General features: G+C 62.4%; 16 protein-coding genes. 4 read left to right on the forward strand and 12 right to left on the reverse strand.

Translation table 11 applies throughout. The annotated features are described in order from the left end of the window. Positions 1 to 19: 19 nt before the first annotated feature. The 5 genes from prmA to ppa form a co-directional block, all read right to left on the reverse strand. Positions 20 to 934: a 50S ribosomal protein L11 methyltransferase gene (gene prmA, locus ACGK9R_RS05120; RefSeq protein ID WP_394578882.1), complete on the reverse strand. Its 915-nt coding sequence runs from the start codon at positions 932 to 934 to the stop codon at positions 20 to 22. A gap of 79 nt (positions 935 to 1,013) precedes the next feature. Beyond that, positions 1,014 to 2,354 (reverse strand): acetyl-CoA carboxylase biotin carboxylase subunit, encoded by a 1,341-nt coding sequence (gene accC / locus ACGK9R_RS05125; RefSeq protein WP_394578884.1) that lies wholly within the window; start codon positions 2,352 to 2,354, stop codon positions 1,014 to 1,016. 30 nt (positions 2,355 to 2,384) lie between these two features. Next, the gene (accB, locus tag ACGK9R_RS05130) at positions 2,385 to 2,858 is read right to left on the reverse strand and encodes an acetyl-CoA carboxylase biotin carboxyl carrier protein (protein WP_394578886.1); all 474 of its coding nucleotides are present in this window, start codon (positions 2,856 to 2,858) and stop codon (positions 2,385 to 2,387) included. 222 nt (positions 2,859 to 3,080) lie between these two features. Then, the gene (gene dsbD, locus ACGK9R_RS05135) at positions 3,081 to 4,937 is read right to left on the reverse strand and encodes a protein-disulfide reductase DsbD (protein WP_394578888.1); all 1,857 of its coding nucleotides are present in this window, start codon (positions 4,935 to 4,937) and stop codon (positions 3,081 to 3,083) included. Positions 4,938 to 5,082: 145 nt separating this feature from the next. Continuing rightward, on the reverse strand, positions 5,083 to 5,613 hold the full coding sequence (gene ppa / locus ACGK9R_RS05140; RefSeq protein WP_394578890.1) for an inorganic diphosphatase: 531 nt from the start codon (positions 5,611 to 5,613) through the stop codon (positions 5,083 to 5,085). A gap of 313 nt (positions 5,614 to 5,926) precedes the next feature. On the opposite strand from ppa, the gene ACGK9R_RS05145 reads away from it, so the two are divergent. Then, entirely contained in the window at positions 5,927 to 7,642 is a 1,716-nt protein-coding gene (locus tag ACGK9R_RS05145; protein ID WP_394578892.1) for a protein kinase, read from the forward strand. A 102-nt stretch (positions 7,643 to 7,744) separates the two neighbouring features. On the opposite strand, the gene ACGK9R_RS05150 is transcribed toward ACGK9R_RS05145, so the two are convergent. Both ACGK9R_RS05150 and rnt read right to left on the reverse strand, forming a co-directional pair. After that, a complete protein-coding gene (locus tag ACGK9R_RS05150; protein ID WP_394578894.1) occupies positions 7,745 to 9,004 on the reverse strand; it encodes a 6-phosphofructokinase in 1,260 nt (419 codons plus the stop codon). Positions 9,005 to 9,120: 116 nt separating this feature from the next. After that, positions 9,121 to 9,789 carry a ribonuclease T gene (rnt, locus tag ACGK9R_RS05155; RefSeq protein WP_394578896.1) on the reverse strand — a complete coding sequence of 223 codons (669 nt, stop codon included), beginning with the start codon at positions 9,787 to 9,789 and terminating at the stop codon, positions 9,121 to 9,123. Between the two features lie 199 nt (positions 9,790 to 9,988). On the opposite strand from rnt, the gene ACGK9R_RS05160 reads away from it, so the two are divergent. Beyond that, positions 9,989 to 11,209 (forward strand): argininosuccinate synthase, encoded by a 1,221-nt coding sequence (locus tag ACGK9R_RS05160; RefSeq protein WP_394578898.1) that lies wholly within the window; start codon positions 9,989 to 9,991, stop codon positions 11,207 to 11,209. Positions 11,210 to 11,325: 116 nt separating this feature from the next. Then, positions 11,326 to 11,649 (forward strand): HlyU family transcriptional regulator, encoded by a 324-nt coding sequence (locus tag ACGK9R_RS05165; RefSeq protein WP_394578900.1) that lies wholly within the window; start codon positions 11,326 to 11,328, stop codon positions 11,647 to 11,649. Between the two features lie 23 nt (positions 11,650 to 11,672). Here ACGK9R_RS05165 and ACGK9R_RS05170 read toward each other — a convergent pair whose 3' ends face one another. Then, positions 11,673 to 12,884, reverse strand: coding sequence for an EAL and HDOD domain-containing protein (locus ACGK9R_RS05170; protein ID WP_394578902.1), 1,212 nt, complete (start codon positions 12,882 to 12,884; stop codon positions 11,673 to 11,675). Positions 12,885 to 13,026: 142 nt separating this feature from the next. Continuing rightward, the gene (locus tag ACGK9R_RS05175) at positions 13,027 to 14,928 is read right to left on the reverse strand and encodes an exonuclease domain-containing protein (protein ID WP_394578904.1); all 1,902 of its coding nucleotides are present in this window, start codon (positions 14,926 to 14,928) and stop codon (positions 13,027 to 13,029) included. Positions 14,929 to 15,297: 369 nt separating this feature from the next. Between ACGK9R_RS05175 and ACGK9R_RS05180 the strand changes: the two genes are divergently transcribed. Then, positions 15,298 to 16,377 (forward strand): DUF3524 domain-containing protein, encoded by a 1,080-nt coding sequence (locus ACGK9R_RS05180; protein WP_394578906.1) that lies wholly within the window; start codon positions 15,298 to 15,300, stop codon positions 16,375 to 16,377. On the opposite strand, the gene nth is transcribed toward ACGK9R_RS05180, so the two are convergent. Genes nth through metG form a run of 3 tightly spaced genes read right to left on the reverse strand, consistent with a single transcriptional unit; the run spans position 16,355 to position 20,011 of the window. Then, the gene (nth, locus tag ACGK9R_RS05185; RefSeq protein ID WP_394578908.1) at positions 16,355 to 16,990 is read right to left on the reverse strand and encodes an endonuclease III; all 636 of its coding nucleotides are present in this window, start codon (positions 16,988 to 16,990) and stop codon (positions 16,355 to 16,357) included. The genes ACGK9R_RS05180 and nth overlap by 23 nt on opposite strands. Continuing rightward, positions 16,987 to 17,973 (reverse strand): RnfABCDGE type electron transport complex subunit B, encoded by a 987-nt coding sequence (locus tag ACGK9R_RS05190; protein ID WP_394578910.1) that lies wholly within the window; start codon positions 17,971 to 17,973, stop codon positions 16,987 to 16,989. The genes nth and ACGK9R_RS05190 overlap by 4 nt, the downstream gene beginning before the upstream one ends. 1 nt (position 17,974) lies before the next feature. Continuing rightward, complete coding sequence (gene metG, locus ACGK9R_RS05195) at positions 17,975 to 20,011, reverse strand: methionine--tRNA ligase (RefSeq protein ID WP_394578912.1); 2,037 nt, start codon at positions 20,009 to 20,011, stop codon at positions 17,975 to 17,977. Positions 20,012 to 20,113 lie beyond the last annotated feature (102 nt).

Raw genomic sequence — 20,113 nt, forward strand, 5'->3', positions numbered from 1 at the left:
CGTGAAGGCCAAGGGTCAATTATCGCGGTCGGCTGCCGGTGATGCGCACCCAGCCCTCGCGGGTTTGCGGCTCGTCGATCAAAAGCCCCTGGGCCTCATAGGCGCTTACCACCTCGTCCGCCTGGTGGGCGAGAATGCCGGAAAGCGCGATCTTCCCCTCCACCGCCACGTAACCGGCGATGGTCGCGGCAAGCTCGATTAGAGGGCCTGCGAGAATGTTGGCGGTCACGACCGGGTAACCCTCATTGCTTTCAAGCTGCTCGGGGTAGTAAAGCGACAGCCGCTCGAAGGCGATGGCGTTGCGCTCGGCGTTCTCTCGGCTCGCCTGAAGCGCCTGGGGGTCGATATCGGTGGCGTCGGCGCGGGCCGCTCCCAGCTTGAGCGCGGCGATCGCCAGAATCCCCGAGCCGCAGCCGACATCGAGCACGCGCTTGCCTTCGAGCACGCCGTCGATGGCCAGAGCGTCGAGCCACTCAAGACACAGCGCGGTGGTGGCGTGGGTGCCGGTGCCGAAGGCCAAACCCGGGTCCAAAATCAGGTTGACCGCCTCGGGCGCCGGCGGGGCGTGCCAGCTGGGCACGATCCAGAGCCGCTCACCCATCCTGAGCGGGGTGAAGTCGTCCATCCACTCGCGCTCCCAGTCGCGATCGGCAAGAAGCTCGTACTCGATGGCGGGGCAGGTTTCACCGGGCATATGCTCCGCCCAGGCCGCCTCGATGCGTGAAAGCATCGCCTCGATGCCTTCCAGGTCGTCATAAAGGCCGGTGAGAACGGTATCCTGCCAGAGCGGGGTGGTGCCGCGGTCGGGTTCGAACACCGGGTCGTCTTCGGCGTCCTGAAGGCCGATCGCGCTTGCGCCTTCCTCGAGCAGAAGCTCTTCGAGCAGCTCTGCCTGCTCGGGGGCGACGTGGGCGCGAAGCTGTAGCCAGGGCATGGCGCTCTCCAAAAAATGTGGCGGCGAAAAACGCTAACGGGGTGGCCAGGCCACCCCGTCATGGGCGAGAAAACAGCGCTTAGCTGCTGAGTTTTTTCTCGAGGTAGTGGATATTGACTCCACCCTGGCGGAAGTAGCTGTCGCGCACCAGGTCCTTCTGCAGGTCGATGTTGGTCTTGATGCCTTCGACCAAAAGCTCGTCGAGGGCGTTGCGCATACGCGTCAGCGCGATTTCACGGCTCGCCCCCCAGGTGATCAGCTTGCCGATCAGCGAGTCGTAGTGCGGCGGTACGCTGTAGCCGGTGTACATGTGCGAATCCATACGCACGCCAAGCCCGCCCGGCGCGTGGAACAGCGTGACCTTGCCCGGTGAAGGCATGAAGGTGCGCGCATCCTCGGCGTTGATACGGCACTCGAAGGCGTGGCCGTTGATCTGCACGTCTTCCTGGCGAATCGATAGCGGCAGACCCGAGGCGATACGCAGCTGCTCCTTGACGATGTCGACGCCGGTGACCATTTCGGTGACCGGGTGCTCGACCTGAACGCGGGTGTTCATCTCGATGAAGAAGAACTCGCCGTCTTCGTAGAGAAACTCGAAGGTGCCGGCGCCGCGGTAGCCGATCTCGATACAGGCGTCGCGACACGCCTGGAGCACCTTCGCGCGGGCCTCCGGGTCGATACCCGGCGCCGGCGCCTCTTCGAGCACCTTCTGATGGCGGCGCTGCAGCGAGCAGTCGCGGTCATAAAGGTGAATGGCGTTGCCCTGGCCATCGGCGATCACCTGGACTTCCACGTGGCGCGGCTTCTCGAGGAATTTCTCCATGTAGACCGTGCCGTCGCCGAAGGCTGCGTGGGCCTCGGTTTGGGTGACGGTAATCGCCGAGAGCAGGTGGCCTTCGGTGTGGACCACGCGCATGCCGCGCCCGCCACCGCCGGCGGCGGCCTTGATGATCACCGGGTAGCCGATGCGCTTGGCGGTCGCCAGGTTGGTGGCGTCGTCATCACCAAGGGGGCCGTCGGAGCCGGGTACGGTCGGCACGCCCGCCGCTTTCATCGACTCGATGGCGCTGACCTTGTCGCCCATCAGGCGGATGGTCTCGGCGCGGGGGCCAATAAAGGTAAAACCGGAGCGCTCGACCTGCTCGGCAAAGTTGGCGTTTTCGGAGAGAAAGCCGTAGCCGGGGTGTATGGCGCTCGAATCGGTGACCTCGGCGGCGCTGATCAACGCCGGAATGTTGAGATAGGACTGAGCCGACGGCGCCGGCCCGATGCAGACCGCTTCGTCGGCCAGGCGAACGTGCATCAGTTCCCGGTCGGCCTTGGAGTGCACCGCCACGGTCTTGATACCCAGCTCTTTACAGGCGCGCAGAATGCGCAGGGCAATCTCGCCGCGATTCGCGATAAGTACCTTGTCCAGCATGGGAGAATCCACCCGTATTGAAATGAAAGATTAAGCGATGACGACCATGGGTTGGTCGAATTCCACCGGCTCGCCGTCTTCCACCAGGATGGCCTCTACCACGCCGTCGCGATCGGCTTCGATCTGGTTCATCATTTTCATGGCTTCGACGATGCAGACCGTGTCGCCCTGTTTCACGGTATCGCCAACTTCGACGAAGGCTTTCGCGCCCGGCGCCGGGCTGCGATAAAAGGTGCCGACCATCGGCGAGTTGACCGCTTCGCCACGATAGCTGGCCGCCGGGGCTTCCGGGGCGGCTTCACCGCCGGCAGCGGGTGCCGCAGGTGCAGGAGCGGGCTGGCTATAGCCCTGGTAGCCGTACTGCGGCATCGGCTGGGGCTGCCAGTTCGAGCCGTCCGGGTGGCGGCTGATACGCACCGACTCTTCGCCTTCCTGAATCTCGATTTCACTGATGTTGGATTCTTCGAGCAGTTCGATGAGCTTCTTGACCTTGCGGATATCCATTGAGATGCCCCGATGTGAGTGAAAAAGTAAGCGCTACCCTTGAAAAACAAGAGCGAAAATGCGCAGTAAACCAGGTGGTAAAAAAGCCTAAAAGCTGCACGTTAACGAACGTTACACGCCTCAAGGCCTTGCAAACGCGTATTTGGTCGATATGGGGCGGAGTTTGCCGAAAAACCCTCGGCTTGTCCAGCGCGAGGGTTTTTCGACGAGGTTCGGCGAGTTTCAGGCGCTTGCTTGCGACTTAAAGCGTTTGAGCGCGTTCAGATGTTCGGCCAGGTTTTTGGCATCGATCTCGCCCTGAATGCGAGCCTGACGAATTTCATTGCCATGCTCGAAAAACAAAAGGCTCGGCGGGCCAAAGAGGCCAAACGCCTCGAGCGCAGCGCGGCTGTCGGCGTTGGTATCGGTGACATCGACCTCGATGAGTGCCATGTCGCTCATTGCCTCGACCACTCGCGGGTCCGGGTAGACCTCGCGCTCCATCACCTTGCAGCTGATGCACCAGTCCGCGGTGAAGTGGACGAAGGCCAGCGACGCGTCGTTTCGAGCGAGCGCGCCCTCGAGCTCGTCTAGCCCGTGCACGGTTTCGAAGGTGGGAGAGGGAAGCCGCTCGGACGCGCTCTGCGTCAAAGTGCTGCCCGCCAGCGGGCGCAGCGGGTCGCTGCCGCCCTGGGCGGCACCCAGCACCAGCGCAACGCCCCAGGCCAGTAGCAGTAGCCCGAGGGTCTGGCGCGCGCGCGCCCAGCCGCGGGTGTCCAGGCTCAGCGCGCCCAGCATGAGGGCGGTGGCGATCGCCAGCGCCGCCCACAAGAGCAGTGCCACCGGGGCGGCGATCAGCCGTTCGATCATCCAGATCGCCACGCCGAAAAGCAGCAGCCCGAAGGCCACCTTGACACCGTTCATCCACGCGCCCGAGCGCGGCAGCAGGGTCGTGCCGAAGGTGCCCACCAGCAGCAGCGGAAGCCCCATGCCCAAGCCAAGAGCGAATAGCACCAGGGCCCCCATCCAGGCGTCACCCGTACTCGAAATGAACACCAGCGCACCGGCCAGCGGCGCGGTCACACACGGCGACACCACCAGCACCGACAGCGCCCCGGCCAGCGCCAGGCCCAAAGGGCCGCTTTGCTGCGCGCGGGTCTGCCAGCGCTCGACATGCTGGGCCAAGCGCGGCGACAGGCGCAAATTGAAGGCGCCGAGCATGGCCACCCCAAACAGTACGAACAGCAGCGCAAAGCCGATCAGCACCGGCGCCGACTGGAGCCTTGCCTGCAGGTTGAGCCCGGCGCCGAAAAGCCCCATCAGTACACCAACCAGGGCGTAGGTCGAGGCCATACCCAGCACATAGCTTGCCGAGAGCGCGAAGGCGCGCGGCCGGGTCGGGTTCTGGCCCACGATGATCGAGGAGAGAATCGGCAGCATCGGCAGCACGCAGGGTGTGAAAGTGAGCCCGATGCCCGCCAGCAGGAAAAGCCCCAGCGCCACGGGCAGGCTTGCCTCGCTGATCAGCGCACTAAAACGTCCGTCTTCGCTTTTGGGCGCATCGAAGGCCTCGTCAGACGATGGTTCCTGGCGCACCTGGGGCGTGGTGCTCTGTGCTTGAGCGGCGCCTTGCCACCCGGCGAAGGCCGCCGGGGGCGAGGTTTGCGCGGCGCTCAAAGTGATCTGCTCCGGCGGGTAGCAGAGTCCGGCGTCGGCGCAGCCTTGAAAGCGAACGTCGAGCGTGACCGGCCCGGTCTGCGCCGCTTCAAAAGGTGCCTCGAACACCAGCTGGTCGCGAAACACGTGGACATCGCCCATGAACTCGTCGCTGTAGGGCTCGCCCGGCGCGATCACCGGCTCGCCGAGTACCGCCGGCTCATCGCCGGCGCCTTCGAGCCCCAGCTGGTGACGATAGAGATAGTAGCCCGGCGCGATATCGACGCCGACATAGACGTTCTCACCGTCGTGCCAGGCCTGGCTTTGAAAAGCCTCGAGCACGGGCAGAAAATCGGATTGGCCTTCGGAGGAGAACCACTGGGCGTGGGCAATCAGCGGAAGCCCCAGTAGCAGCGTCAGTGCCAAGCGCTTGATCAATAACACAGCGAATTCCTGAAAATCGTGACCCGGTCAGGATAGCGCACCCGGGCGCGGGCGCGTAGCGGCTGCGCTAACGTGACGCGCCATGAACGCAGAAGGCCGCCTCGAGGGCGGCCTTCCGACTTAAGGGAAAAGCGTTTGTTCCGGGTTACGCCTTCTTGTAGGCGGCTACCGACTTTCCGATCGCCTTGCGTGCGGCTTCCACGCCTTCCCAGGACTCGACCTTCACCCACTTGCCTTTTTCGAGATCCTTGTAGTTCTCGAAGAAGTGAGCGATCTGCTGACGCAGCAGCTCCGGCAGGTCGGTGACTTCCTGAACGTCGTCGTAGAGCGAGCTGAGTTTCGGGTGCGGTACGCACACGAGCTTGGCGTCTTCGCCGGCTTCGTCGGTCATGTTCAGGATACCGACCGGACGGGCGCGGATGATGCTGCCCGGGGCGACCGGATGCGGCGTGACTACTAGCGCGTCCAGCGGATCACCGTCGTCGGCCAGAGTGTGGGGAATAAAGCCGTAGTTCGCCGGGTAGAACATCGGCGTTGCCATGAAACGGTCAACCAGCAGCGCGCCCATGTCCTTGTCGATTTCGTACTTGATGGGAGCGTGGTTTGCCGGAATTTCGATCGCAACAAAAATATCGTTGGGCAGATCCTTCCCGGCGGGAATGTGGTCGAAGTTCATTTGAAATCCTTGGCTTGGCTTTGACGTAAGTGGTTCAAGCGGTTGATGTATTGCCTGATTGCGACGAATTATACGAACAAGACCGTAGGATTACCAATTCCGTGACGCTAAACGTCGAATTTGTCCGCGCTTTGCTTGCCACCCAACGTAGCCTGTTTCGCCAAGCCATTGACGTGAAGGCGGCTACCGACCATCGGCGGGGCATCGCGGCTTTCATCCAACGTGTATGATAGCGTGGGTCAGCGACGGCCCACCGGTGTCGAAGGCTTACGGGCGAGGCTCGCCCTGGATGGACCAGGCCAAGGAGGATGATTTGGCGCACGCACAGTTACTGATCAGTTACGGCCAGGCGTTCGTCGCCCCGGACCGCCGCAAGCATCGAAGCTCCATGTCGGTCAGCGTGCCCGAGGCCCCTTTGATCAACCTGAAGGGCGCCTGCGCGGTGATCAGCGACTCGATCTCGCGCAATACCATGGCTAAACAGGCCGGTGACTTGAGCGTGCGCGGGTTTCTGTCCGACTACTATTCGACGCCGGAACACTGGGACATCAAGACCTCGGCAACGCGGGTGATGCTGGCGCTCAACAGCTGGTGTTATAGCCAGAGCCAGCACGTCAAGGAGGGCAGCTTCGTCTCCTCGATGTCGGCGATGATTTACAAAGGCGGCGAGGCGAACCTGTTTCACATGGGCGACACCCTGGTGTTTCGCCTGCGCGGCGCCGAGTTCGAGCAGCTCACCCGCGACCATGTCACCGACGTGGGCGGCTACCGCTACCCCTCGCGGGCGCTGGGGATGGATGGCAGCCTCGATATCGACTATAGCCGAATCGAACTCAAGCAGGGCGATTTTTTCGTCTTCACCACCCAGGGGGTGCGCGGTACGCTGATGCCCTCGGACTACGTGCGCCTGATTCGCGCCAACGCAAGCGATCTGAACGCCGCCTGCGACGGGCTCGCCAGCGAGGCCAAGCAGCGCGCTCAGGAGCGCGGCTACGGCGGCGATCAGTTCTGCTTTCAGATCCTGCGTATCGATGAACTCCCCGAAGAGACCGAGGACGACCCGGCGCTGATCTACGGCGATCTGCCCATTCCACCGGAGCTTTCACCGGGTCAGCGCTTCGACGGCCTGGAGATCGAGCGGGTACTGTCGCGAAACGCCCAGTCCCGGGTCTACCAGGTGCGCGACGCCCACTCCAGGCGGCGCATGGTGATGAAGGCGCCAAGCCCCGAGCTTTCGCTGAGAAATGCCTACCTCGAGCACTTTCTGCTTCAGCAGTGGGTGGTGGAGCGAGTCAACTCGCCTTTCGTGGTCAAGGTGATCGACCCCTCCAGGCCCCGGCGCTACCTCTACTACCTGATGGCCTACATCGAAAGCGAAACGCTCAGGGAGTGGGCGGACCGTCACCCCCAAGCGAGTCTCAAGCAGCGGCTTGATATTGCCAACCAGCTGGGCAAGGCGGTTCAGGCGCTTCATCATCGCGACATCATTCATCAACAGATTTCGCCGGATAACGTGCTGATCGATGCCCACGGCCAAGTGGTGCTGGCGGACTTCAGCGCCTGCCATATGCGCGATATGGAAGGGCACCGCAACTCCGGGGAGCTTCTGCGCCAGGTCGGGTTCAGCGAGCACACCGCGCCGGAGTATGCGCTGGGCGATAGCATCGGCCGACGAAGCGATCAGTACTCGCTCGCCTCCACGGTCTACTGGCTTCTGACTGGCGAGCTACCCTACACCCTGACCCCGGATCGGCTGCGTAGCCATACCGATCTCGAGTCGCTCTCCTACAGGAGCGCGCGCGGCGCCAACCCGGAGATCACTCCGGCATTGGATGATGCGCTCAAACGTGCGCTCGACCCGCAGCGGGCGCTGCGTTTTCGCAAGCTCTCTGAGCTTCTCTACGCGCTGCGCGTATCACTCGGCCAGGTGTCAATGGATACCGACATGCGCCGCGAACCGCGCCGTTTCTGGCAGGGCGTGGCGGGCATTCTACTGCTTCTGCTGGTGCTCTCCTGGCTTTTGCGCTGAACGCACCTGAAAAGCACTCGAGCTAAAAAAGCCGGGGCGATGTCACTATCGCCCCGGCTTTTTACTGGCGTCGCGTGTGGGCAACGCCTGGATCAGAAAAGCTTACAGCGAAAACGCCGGGAGCTTCTGCTCGACGCGGGCAAGCTTCAATTTGGCTACTTTTGGCAGGCCGTTCTCGAAAGGCGGGAAGTCTTCGCCCTGAATCAAAGGCGAGAGGTAATCGCGGCAGGCCTTTGTGATGGCAAACCCGTTGTCCGAGATGAAGTCCCGCGGCATGAACTTCTCCTGGTTGGCGATCTGTGCAAGCGGCGCCGAGATCACGTCCCACTGGTAGGGTGCCTGGCTGATACGGCGGATCGCCGGCATCATCGAGTTCTTGCCCGCTAGCGCCAGGCTGACCGCTTCGCGGCCCACGGCGTAGGCCTGCTCGACGTCGGTTTTGGACGCCAGATGGCGCGCGGCGCGCTGCAGATAATCCGCCACCGCCCAGTGATACTTGTAGCCCAGGTCCTGCTTGACCATACCGGCAAGCGTCGGCGCCACGCCGCCGAGCTGGCGGTGGCCGAAGGCGTCGGTGTTGCCTGCATCCGCCAAAAAGGTGCCGTCCTCATAGCGCGCGCCTTCGGACACCACGATCACGCAGTAGCCGTACTTCTTGACGCTTTCATCGACCTGCGCCATTACCGCGCGGCGATCAAACGCCACTTCCGGGAAGATGATCAGGTGCGGCGGCTCGCCCTCGCCTTCACCGGCGAGCCCGCCGGCGGCGGCGATCCAACCGGCATGGCGGCCCATCACCTCGAGTACGAACACCTTGGTGGAAGTGGCGCACATCGAGGCGATATCGAGCGACGCTTCGCGGGTAGAGGTGGCGATGTACTTGGCCACGCTGCCAAAGCCTGGGCTGTTGTCGGTGATCGGCAGGTCGTTGTCCACGGTCTTGGGCACGTGGATGGCGGTCAGCGGATAGCCGAGCTTCTCGGAAAGCTGCGACACCTTCAGGCAGGTATCGGCGCTGTCGCCGCCGCCGTTGTAGAAGAAATAGCGGATGTCGTGGGCCTTGAACACCTCGATCAGCCGCTCGTACTGGGCACGGTGAGTCTCGATGTCCTTGAGCTTGTAGCGACACGACCCAAACGCGCCGCCGGGGGTGTGGCGTAGCGCGGCGATCGCCTCGTCGCTCTCCTGGGTGACGTCGATCAGGTCCTCGGTCAGCGCGCCGATGATGCCGTTGTGGCCGGCGTATACCTTGCCGATCTGGTCGGGCGCCTGACGGCAGGCTTCGACGACGCCACAGGCGCTTGCGTTGATGACGGCGGTGACGCCACCGGACTGGGCGTAGAAGGCGTTATGCTGAGCCATGGAAACCTTTTAACTCCTGAATCGACGTAAATGAGCGGGGTCGGCCGGGGCGGGCGCGGCCAATCGCGCCATGATCGGCGCGAAGTTTAGCGTAAACGGGGAAAGCGCACCACGGGTCACTCGGGGGTGTCGAGCTCCTGCTCCTGCTGGGCCAGCCGCCAGCCGCCCAGGTCCTTGTAGCGGTTGACCATGGCGCAGAAAAGCTCCGCCGTACGTTCGGTGTCGTAGCGCGCCGAGTGCGCCGCCTTGTTGTCGAACTCGATGCCCGCCGCCCGGCAGGCCCGCGCCAGCACCGTTTGACCGTAGACGAAACCGGCAAGGGTGGCGGTATCGAAGCTCGAGAACGGATGAAAGGGGCTTCTCTTGACGTTGCAGCGGTTGGAAGCGGCGTTGAGAAAGCCGTGATCGAAAGCCGCATTGTGGCCGACCAGGATCGCCCGCGAGCAGTTGTGCGCCTTCACCGCCTTACGAATCGGGCGAAAGATTTCGGCGAGCGCGTCGGCTTCCGAGAGCGCTACCTGCTTGCGCAGCGGGTCGTCCAGATTGATACCGGTGAAATCCAGCGCCGACTGCTCGACGTTGGCGCCCTCAAAGGGTTCGATGTGGCAGGCGTAGGTGGCGTCCGGCAGCAGGTTGCCATCCGGGTCCATTGTCAGCGTTACGGCGGCAATTTCGAGGAGGGCATCGCTTTGCGCGTTGAACCCGCCCGTTTCCAGATCGATGACGACCGGTAAATAACTGCGAAAACGCTGGGCCATCAATTCACGGGCTATCGCCTCGCTCATGCAGCTCTCCTTGGTATAGCGAGTAGTCGGTAAGAGTCACGGCAAGCCACCGCTGACCGTGGCGTGATTCTAGCAGCTTTGCGCGGGCTTCGTCGTCGGCGGTGTTCGCCAGCGGGCGAGGGCGCTATACTCGTGCGGTAATTCATACGTTGACGCCCGCGCCTTTTATACGGGCGTCGTTGACCCAAAGGAGTGAAGAATGTCCGATGTCAAGAAGGTTGTGCTGGCCTATTCCGGTGGCCTGGACACATCCGTGATCGTCAAATGGCTGCAAGAGACCTACCAGTGTGAAGTGGTGACCTTCACAGCCGACATCGGCCAAGGGGAAGAAGTCGAACCTGCCCGCGCCAAGGCCCAGGCCCTGGGCGTGAAAGAGATCTACATCGAGGATCTGCGCGAGGAGTTCGTGCGCGACTACGTCTACCCGATGTTCCGCGCCAACACCATCTACGAAGGCGAGTACCTGCTGGGCACCTCCATTGCGCGCCCCCTGATCGCCAAGCGGCTGATCGAGATCGCCAACGAGACCGGCGCCGACGCCATCTCTCACGGCGCCACCGGCAAGGGCAACGATCAGGTGCGCTTCGAGCTCGGCGGCTACGCGCTCAAGCCCGGCGTCAAGGTCATTGCCCCCTGGCGCGAGTGGGATCTGACCTCCCGTGAGAAGCTGATGGCCTACTGCGAAGAGCACGACATTCCCGTCGACTTCGCCAACAAGAAGAAGAAATCGCCCTACTCGATGGACGCCAACCTGCTGCACATCTCTTATGAGGGCGGCATTCTGGAAGACCCCTGGGCGGAAGCCGAAGAGGACATGTGGCGCTGGAGCGTTTCGCCGGAAGCCGCGCCGGAAACCCCGACCTACGTCGAGCTCACCTTCGAGAAGGGTGATATTGTCGCCATCGACAATGATCCCCTCAAGCCCCACGAGGTGCTCGAGAAGCTCAACAAGCTTGGCGGTGATAACGGCATCGGTCGTCTCGACATCGTCGAGAACCGCTACGTCGGCATGAAGTCGCGCGGCTGCTACGAAACCCCTGGCGGCACCATCATGCTGCGCGCCCATCGCGCCATCGAGTCATTAACCCTCGATCGTGAAGAGGCGCACCTGAAAGACCAGCTGATGCCCAAGTACGCCGAAGTGATCTACAACGGCTACTGGTGGAGCCCGGAGCGGCGCATGCTGCAGGCCGCCATCGACGAGACCCAGAAAAACGTCGCGGGCGTGGTACGCATGAAGCTCTACAAGGGCAGTGCCACCGTGGTGGGTCGCAAGTCCGAGCAGTCGCTGTTCGACGAATCGATCGCTACCTTCGAGGACGACGCCGGCGCTTATGATCAGAAGGACGCCGAAGGCTTCATCAAGCTCAATGCGCTGCGCTTGCGCATCGCCGCTGGCAAGGGCCGCAAGCAGAGCTGATCGAACGCACATCGGAAAACGGCCAGCCAGTCTGGCCGTTTTTATATGTATGCTGATTGCACTACCAATTAATTGCACTACCAATTAATTGCACTACCAATTAAAAGGAGAGCGCGATGTTCAAGAAACTGCTATCGGGGCTTTTGGGCGGTGGCGACAAGCCCGCGCCCGCTACCCCCTCTGCTGACCCGGTGCACTACCGCGACTTCGAGATCGTCTCCACGCCGGATCAGCAGAGCGGCCAGTACCGGGTGAGCGGTGTGATCCGCAAGACCGGCGATGAAGGCGCGTCGCGCGAGCATCGTTTCGAGCGCTCGGACATGCTGCCTTCACGGGCGGCCTGCGACGAGATGATGGTAACCAAGGCGCAGCGCTATATCGATGAAGTGGGCGAGGCGATGTTCGAGCCTGACCCAAGGGATGCAGGTGAGGCAGGTTAACGGTTGCTCAGGCTATTCGGCCATCAGGCGAGAGAGCTGTCGATCAACGACCGGGCCCGCGCCGCGGCGTTCACCAGAAGTGTGTCGGAGATGATTTGAGATGGCCCTCCCTGCTCGGCGAGTTCGATATCGTTGAGCAGCTTCCCCAATTTGCCCTTGCGGTCCACCAATGCGGTGTAAAAGTCGTTTCCCAGCGGAAGTTCTTTCATCAGGGCATCCAGGCTTATGCCCATGATGATAGGCATGTGTGAGAAGAGTCCGAGAACAAAGCCTTCCTCTTCATCCATACGCCTTTCGGCGGCCACCTGCTCGCAGGCCAATGCTTTGGTCAAACCATTGATCAAGTTAAGCTTGCTGGCCGGGCCATTGCTGGCAAGCAGCACAACCGTTACAAGCATCCTGAGTTCATTGATGCCTAGATGTTGTATGCAGGTATTGAGTTTGTAAGTAGGTTGCGATAACCCCTTGCTTGCCGAGTTGGCTCTTCTCAATACCGCATCAATCAAATAAGGGTCCTGGGCAATCAGGGCGCTGATTTCTGAAATGTTGATGTTTGATCGATACAGTTTCGAGATGATGCGTAATTGATTGGCTTTGGGTGAGGAGCGGCGTACGCTGTGTGCCCGTTGAGTCCTGGGGCGCTCGTAGAAGTATCCCTGAAACAGTGAAAAACCTAGTGCCTTGAAACGCTCATACTCTTCGTACGTTTCGACGCGTTCGGCTAGTAACGTGAGTCCTCTGTTTTTCAAGCGTTCGATCAGCTCGATAGGCAAATCGGTCGATACATCGAGCTTCACGATACCGCAGTACTCGAGCAGAGACTCGTGATCCTGGCTTGTCTGGAAATCATCAATGGCGAGGACATACCCCTGGTCCTTCAAGGTCTGCAGAGCCAGCTTGACCTCCTGAGTGGGGGGTGTCGTTTCCAGAATTTCGAGTACCACTTGTTCGGTGGGTAGCGAATAGAGATTGGGATCGAGAAGCCACTGCTCTGACACATTGATGAATAGCTTTCGGGGGCCACAGAGCTTTTCCAGTCCTATTTCATAAATTGCAACGGCACAGGCACGCGCAGTTGCTTGAACGTCGTCATCGATACGCGCTGCCTGATCACTGGTGCTCCCTCTATAGAGCAGTTCATCGGCTATATGATTCAGATTCTTATCCACGATAGGCTGAAGCGCTATGGTGTAGCTACCCTGAGCAGCCGCCTCGTTCCCCGATGTCCCTTTCATTACCATACAGCTCCCAGGCATAATTAAGCAGTTCTTTTCAGCAAGATTATAGGAATATGGATTTACCTGCTATAAACACGGAAGTGATCACGAAGAAAATGATCTGATTGAAGGTCGTTTTAAATATCTATTGACAGTAGTCCTAAAGACTTGCATCTCTATCGTCCAAAGCGCTCATTTGAAGTGTGACAAGTGCTTTCAACGTCGTGACGTTTCGAGCCTTCAATCGAGGCAGAAGTGCAAGCCAGACTCTTGCCGTCAGTTGGGCATCCCCTAAAGCGGTATGGCGCCTGGTCCCAGTATCCGCAATTGCGTAACGCTGCATTAGGGTATCCAGATCGTGATCCAAAAGTGCTCCGTCCAGCGCCCTGGAGATCAAAAGCGTATCCAGCACCGGGGTGTCCACTCGTTCGCCGGCCTGGCTTAGCGCGAGCAGGTCGAACGAGGCGTTGTGGGCCAGAAGCACCGCGTCGCCACGATAGCGGCGAAAGCGCTCGAGCACGGTGGCAAGCGCCGGCGCGCCCTGTACGTCTGCATCAACTATGCCGTGAATGGCGGTACTGGCCGGCGGGATTCGGCGACCCGGGTCGATCAGGCTATCGAACACGTCACTTGCCAGCAGCCGCCGGTTGACGATGCGACACGCCCCCAAACTCAACAGCGTATCGCCGCCGCGCAGATCGAGCCCCGTGGTTTCGGTATCGAAGGCGACCAGATCGAGTGCCTCGAGCGCTCGCTCGGCGAGCGGTCCAACGGGCGAATCAAGTCGCGCGATCTGAAAGTCGTGGAACTCGGGGCGCGGGGCGCTCGCCGGCGCCGGCGCACTTTGGCGTCGCGAGTGGGGCAGCGACACGCAGAGCCTTGCGTACTCGCCGCCGGGCTCCGGCTCGCTCCAGAGGCGGCTTTGGTGCAGCGCAAGTACCCGCTCGACGCGCGGCGCCAGCGGAAGCGACTCGATGGTAAGCTGGCGCCAGTTTGAGAGCGTTGTCGCATCGATCGTCTCACCGCGCCAGATGAAGGCGAGCCATACATCGTCGTCGCTATTGACCAGCGCGCCTTCGAAGCGGCGCTGGGGCAGCCGGACCTTGAGCTGAGTGATCAATACCTCGAACAGCGCCACCAGCGACGCCGCGTGGCCCTTGAACCAGCCGGGCACGCCGATTGGTGTGATGAGCGCCTGGCTCGGGTCGAGCTGCTCGTCCAGCGCCTGCCAGAAGGCGTTCGACCAGATCGAGCTCAGCCGCTCGCCCGCACCTGGCGAAGGCAAACGACCGGGCTCGCCTACCGTGCGCTCCCAGAACCCGGTGACGTCCCTGAGCGTAATGACGACCTCGCCGGACTCGCCGGGTAGGCGCGCAAGGCTGAGTGCCAGGGTGCGATCGCTCAGCCCCACCAGCGCCTCGCGAGCGAAGGTGGCGTCGGCCGCGTTGCCTACGAGCGCATCGAAGCGTGTTACGAGCGAAGGGGCCGGCATCAATGTTTCCAGTCGTTTGCCCAGCCCGAGCCGGCAGGGCGAGACGAAAAACGCCTCGGCGGCATGGTTGAACAGCAAAAGCCGGCGGTGATGGTCGAACAGCAAAAGCGGCGTAGGCAAATGCTGAAGCAGTGTTTCCAGCGCCCGGCGCGTCTGCAGCGCCGCTTGCTGGCCCTCCTCGCGAGCGCTTTCGAGCCGCGCACGATCCTCGCGCCAGCCCACAGCGATCTGGCAAATATCCGGCGCCAGGCTCTCGAGCCAGCCACCCGGAGAGGCGATTGGCGCCTCCGGCGCCGCCAGCAGTTGGGCAAACGCTTCGTGAAGCGTGCGCAGCGGGCGCACCAGGTAGCGCTCCAGCAAAGCCCCCACTGCCAGCAGCGTCGCCCCGCCGGAGAGGGCGCCGGCCCACAAGAGCGCGCGCTCCCAGCTATCCAGCGCAAGCCGGTTTTCGAGCCATACCGCAAACAGCGTCCCCCCCAGCAGGCTGAGCCCGCCAAGCGCAAGCCATAGCCCGATCAGCCGCTGGTGGGCGGGCATTCCGCGGGGTGTTGGTGGGCGCTTTGAGGTCATGACGAAATTTCCAGGGAAAGCGGGTAGGGGGCTGGCCCGGGAAAGTCTAGGGAGTGCCGAGCACCGCGCCTAGGCGACCTTGGTGCAAGACCGCACGGCCGAGCTCGCCCTGATGCCAGTCGCCAACACCCATTGAGCCTGGCTGGTTTACCGTGGGAGGCCGCTTCAGCGGTGGTCCGACAGCTCGGCGAATGGCGCCGTCAGGTGCCTTGGCCTGACCACCCGTCGCGAGCTGAAGCTCCCTCCCACGAGTGCTACCCCATGCTTAACTGAACGGCATCAGGCGGCGACCCTGTATAATCCGGCTGCTCGCCAGGACCTCCGTGGAGTCGGTATCGGCTTGGCAAACGTTTGGCACAAGGAGGTTGAATGCGGGTACTGCTACTCTCGGCTTATGAGGCGGTGAGCCACCGCTACTGGGCGGATCAGCTCGTCGAGCGCTTTGACGAGTTCGAGTGGACGCGGCTGAGCCTGGCGCCGTGCCACTTTGCCTGGCGCGTGCGCGGCAATCCGCTCGGCTGGTGGCTCAAGGAGCGCGAGACGCTCGCGCAAACGTTCGACGTGATACTCGCCACCTCGATGGTGGATCTGACCACCCTGGTCGGGCTTTTCCCACACCTGGGGCGGGCGAAGAAAATCGTCTACTTTCACGAGAACCAGTTCGCCTACCCGAGCGCCAGCGACCAGCCGCCGCCGGTCGAGGCGATGATGGTGAACCTCTACGCGGCACTTGCCGCCGACGAGGTGGTGTTCAACACCGGCTATAACCGTGACTCCTTCATCGACGGCGCGCGGGCGTTTCTAAAGCGCATGCCGGACAACCTGCCCGCAGCAAAGCCGCTCGAGGCGCTGCGAGCCCGCGCCCGCGTGCTGCCGGTGCCCCTGATGGCGCTCGACGCACCCGTCGACGAGCACATCGCCGAAAACAAGGCCATCAACCGGATTATCTGGAACCACCGCTGGGAACACGACAAGAACCCGGAGGATTTTTTCGCCGCACTATATGATCTCAGCGATGCCGGGGTGGCCTTCGAGCTCGCCGTGGTAGGCCAGCGCTTTCGCGGCGAGCCGGCGATTTTCGAGCAGGCCCGCGAGCGGTTGAGTGCGCATATCGTACGTTGGGGGCCGCTCGAGACGACGGCCTACCAGGCGCTTTTGAGAGAGGGCGGTATCGTGGTCTCGACGACCTGGCACGAGTTTCAGGGGCTCGCGCTGCTCGAAGCCGCCCAGCATGGCGCTCGCCCGTTGGTGCCGAACCGGCTATGCTTCCCTGAGCTCTACCCCGAGGCCTACCGCTATGATGGCAGCCGAGAGGCGCTCGTCGAGCGGCTCACGGCGTGGCTCACGCAGCCGCAATGCCGACCGCCGGCGCTCGATACTCGAGGCCTTGAGTGGCCGCAGTGGGAAGCGCGCTACCGCGAGCTGATCACAGCTCGATCTTCTCCTTGAATTCACACAGATCTTCGATGATACAGCTGCCGCAGCGCGGCTTGCGCGCCACGCAGGTGTAGCGCCCGTGGAGGATCAGCCAGTGATGGGCGTCCTGCTTGAACTCGCGCGGCACGTGGCGCAGGAGCTTCTGCTCTACCTCGACTACATCCTTGCCCTTGGCGAGGCCGGTACGGTTCGAGACGCGAAAGATATGGGTATCGACCGCGATGGTCGGCTCGCCAAAGGCGGTGTTGAGAATCACGTTGGCGGTCTTGCGGCCCACGCCGGGCAGCGCCTCGAGCGCTTCGCGGGTTCGGGGCACCTCGCCGCCGTGGCGCTCGACGAGAAGGGCGCAGGTCTTCATCAGGTTCTGCGCCTTGGTATTGAAAAGCCCGATGGTCTTGATGTGCTCTTTCAGACCATCGAGGCCGAGCTCGAGAATCGCCTTTGGCGTATTGGCGACGGGAAAGAGCTTCGCCATCGCCTTGTTGACGCCGACGTCGGTCGCCTGGGCGGAGAGCAGCACGGCGGTGAGAAGCTCGAAGGGCGTGCTCCAGTTGAGCTCGGTGGTCGGGTGCGGGTTCTCGGCTCGCAGGCGCGAGAAGATCGCGTGGCGTTTCTGGGCATTCATTGGGGCGTTTCCGAATCGAGCGCGGCGCGGGCGGCGTCCACCACTTGCTGGGCCTTGTCGAGCTGAACCTGGACGCTTGCCACTGCCGCGCTATCCTGCTGGCGTTTGGCGTGGGCGAGCTGCTGGCGAACGTGGCGCAGGGACTGCTCGGCGGCCTTGAGCGCCAAGCGCTTTTGATGGCGGCGGGTGGCGCTGATGTCGTCGCTGGGTGATGCTCCTTGCGCTTCGCCTAGGGCGAGGTCGATCTTTTCTATTTCACGGCGATGCTGGTCGATCTGTTCTTTCAGAGCGTGGCGCGCGGAGCTCTCTTCTAGCGTATCCCACTTGCGTTGAAGGCGCTTGAGCGCTGCCGCCTGGCGCGCCCGGTTGGCGCGCAGCGCGCTTGGCGATAGGGCGGGAGCCGCCTCGCTTTCAACGCGCTTGGCAAGCGCTGGCTGAGCCGCTCGCGCTGCTCGCCGGGCGCGTTTGGCTTCGCGCTCGTCCGCAAGACGCTGGTTGCGAGCTATAAAGCGCTCGCGCCCCTTGACGGCGCGATGCTCGAGGTACGCTTCGCGCGCTTGGTCGGATTCCGCCGCCTGCCACTGCGGATGGGGCACAAGATCGATGCAGTCCACCGGGCAGGGCGCCACGCAGAGTTCGCAGCCGGTGCACTCGTCCTCGATCACCGTGTGCATCTGTTTGGCCGCGCCCAGAATCGCATCCACCGGGCAGGCCTGGATGCACTTGGTGCAGCCGATGCACTCGGCTTCGCGTATCACCGCAAGCGTAGGCGCCTGGGGCGGCTCGGCAAGTGCTATGGCCGGCCGGCCGGTCAACTCGGCCAGCCTTTTTAGCGTTTCATCGCCGCCGGGCGGGCAGCGGTTGATCGCTTCACCTTGAACGATCGCCTCGGCGTAGGGCCGGCAGCCGTTGAAGCCGCACTTGGTGCACTGGGTCTGGGGAAGCTCCGCATCGATGGCGTCGATCAACTGCTCGGCGACCACGTTACATCACCCGCTGGCCCGGTTTGGCGCCGCTATCCGGCGACATCAGGTAGATACCTTCGTCATCGCCGGCGGCCAGCACCATGCCCTCAGAAACACCGAAGCGCATCTTGCGCGGCGCCAGATTGGCGACCATCACCGTGAGGCGCCCCTCTAGCGCTTCCGGCGAGTAGGCGCTGCGGATGCCGGAGAAGACGTTGCGGGTCTCGCCGCCGAGATCCAGCGTCAGTTGCAGGAGCTTGTCCGCCCCTTCGACGTACTGCGCCTTGGCGATCCGCGCAATACGCAGATCCACCCTGGCGAAGTCGTCGAAGCCGATCTCCGGGGCGATCGGCTCATCCGCCAGCGGCCCCTTGGGGGTCTCCTTGAGTTTCTGCTCTTCCACCAGATCCTCCTTTGATGCCTCGATCATGGCGTCGATCTTCTCGCGCTCGATGCGGGTCATCAGCGGCTTGAATTTCTCTATCGCGTGGTCGGTCAGCACTTGAGTGCGGCTCGCCCAATCAAGCGAGTCGAGCTGGAGAAAGCGCTGCGCTTCAATGGCCATGGCCGGCACCACCGGCGCAAGGTAGACCATCAGCTGACGGAACAGGTTGATGCCCACCGAGCAGATCTCGAGAACGTCCTGCTCGCGGCCTTCCTCCTTGGCCAGCGCCCAGGGCGCTTGGTCGGCGATGTAGGTGTTGGCATCGTCGGCAAGCTCCATGATTTTGCGCATGGCGCGGCCGAACTCGCGGGTCTCGAAATCGCGGGCGATATCGTCGCCGGCGTTTATGAAGCGCTCAACGAGCTCGGGCTCTGCGCAGCGCGCAGAAAGTGTGCCGCCGCCGAGCTTCTTGACGAAACCCGCGCAGCGGCTGGCGATATTGACCACCTTGCCGACCAGGTCCGCGTTGACCCGGGCGGCGAAGTCCTCGAGGTTCAAATCGAGATCGTCGACGCCGGCACTGAGCTTGGCGGCGAAGTAGTAGCGCAGATACTCCGGGTTCAGGTGCTCGGCGTAGGTGGCGGCCTTGATGAAGGTGCCGCGGGACTTCGACATTTTGGCGCCGTCGACGGTCAAAAAGCCGTGGCAGTTGACCGCCGTGGGCGTGCGCATCTCCGCGCCGTGCAGCATCGCCGGCCAGAACAGGGCGTGGAAGTAGACGATGTCCTTGCCAATGAAGTGGTACACCTCGGCGCTTGAGTCCTTATGCCAGAAGCTGTCGAAGTCGATGCCTTCGCGCTCGCACAGGTTCTTGAAGCTCGCAAGATACCCAATCGGCGCATCGAGCCAGACGTAGAAGTACTTGCCCGGGGCGTCCGGGATCTCGAAGCCGAAGTAGGGCGCGTCGCGAGAGATGTCCCACTCGTTGAAGCCGGACTCGAACCACTCCATCAGCTTGTTGCGAATCTGCGGCTGGACATGGCCATCGTTGATCCACTCTTTCAGGAACGCGCTGAATGCCGGCAGCTTGAAGAAGTAGTGGGTCGAACTTCTGACTTCCGGCGTAGCACCCGAGATCGCCGAGACCGGGTCGATCAGCTCCGCCGGGGTGTAGGTGGCGCCGCACTTTTCGCAGTTGTCGCCGTACTGATCCTCGGCGTGGCACTTCGGGCAAGTGCCCTTGATGAACCGATCCGCCAGGAAGAGCCCCTTGACCGGGTCATACATCTGCTCGATGTCGCGGGTGGCGATATGGCCCTTGTCGCGCAGGCGGGTGTAGATCAGCTCGCTGAGGTAGCGGTTTTCGTCAGAGTGGGTGGAGTGGTAGTTGTCAAAGCCCACGCCGAAGGTGGCGAAGTCCGCCTGGTGGGCGTTCGATACTCGCTCGATCAGCGCCTCGGGCGTGATGCCTTCCTGCTCCGCACGCAGCATGATGGCGGTGCCGTGAGCGTCGTCGGCGCACACATAAAAACAGCGCTCGCCCCGGCTTTTCTGAAAACGCACCCAGATGTCGGTCTGAATGTATTCAAGCAGGTGTCCAAGATGAATATCGCCGTTGGCGTAGGGCAGGGCGCTGGTCACCAGAATATTGCGCGGGGCAGAATTTGACATGGTCTGAGGTACTTCCAATTAGCCTGTAACAAATAAACTCGGCGAAGAGGGGGCTTCGCCGATAGCGTCGTTCGTCCATTTCGCCGCCAGCGAGTTTTATCA

The organism is Halomonas sp. HNIBRBA4712, assembly GCF_043558675.1.
In the GTDB taxonomy this organism is placed as follows: domain Bacteria; phylum Pseudomonadota; class Gammaproteobacteria; order Pseudomonadales; family Halomonadaceae; genus Vreelandella.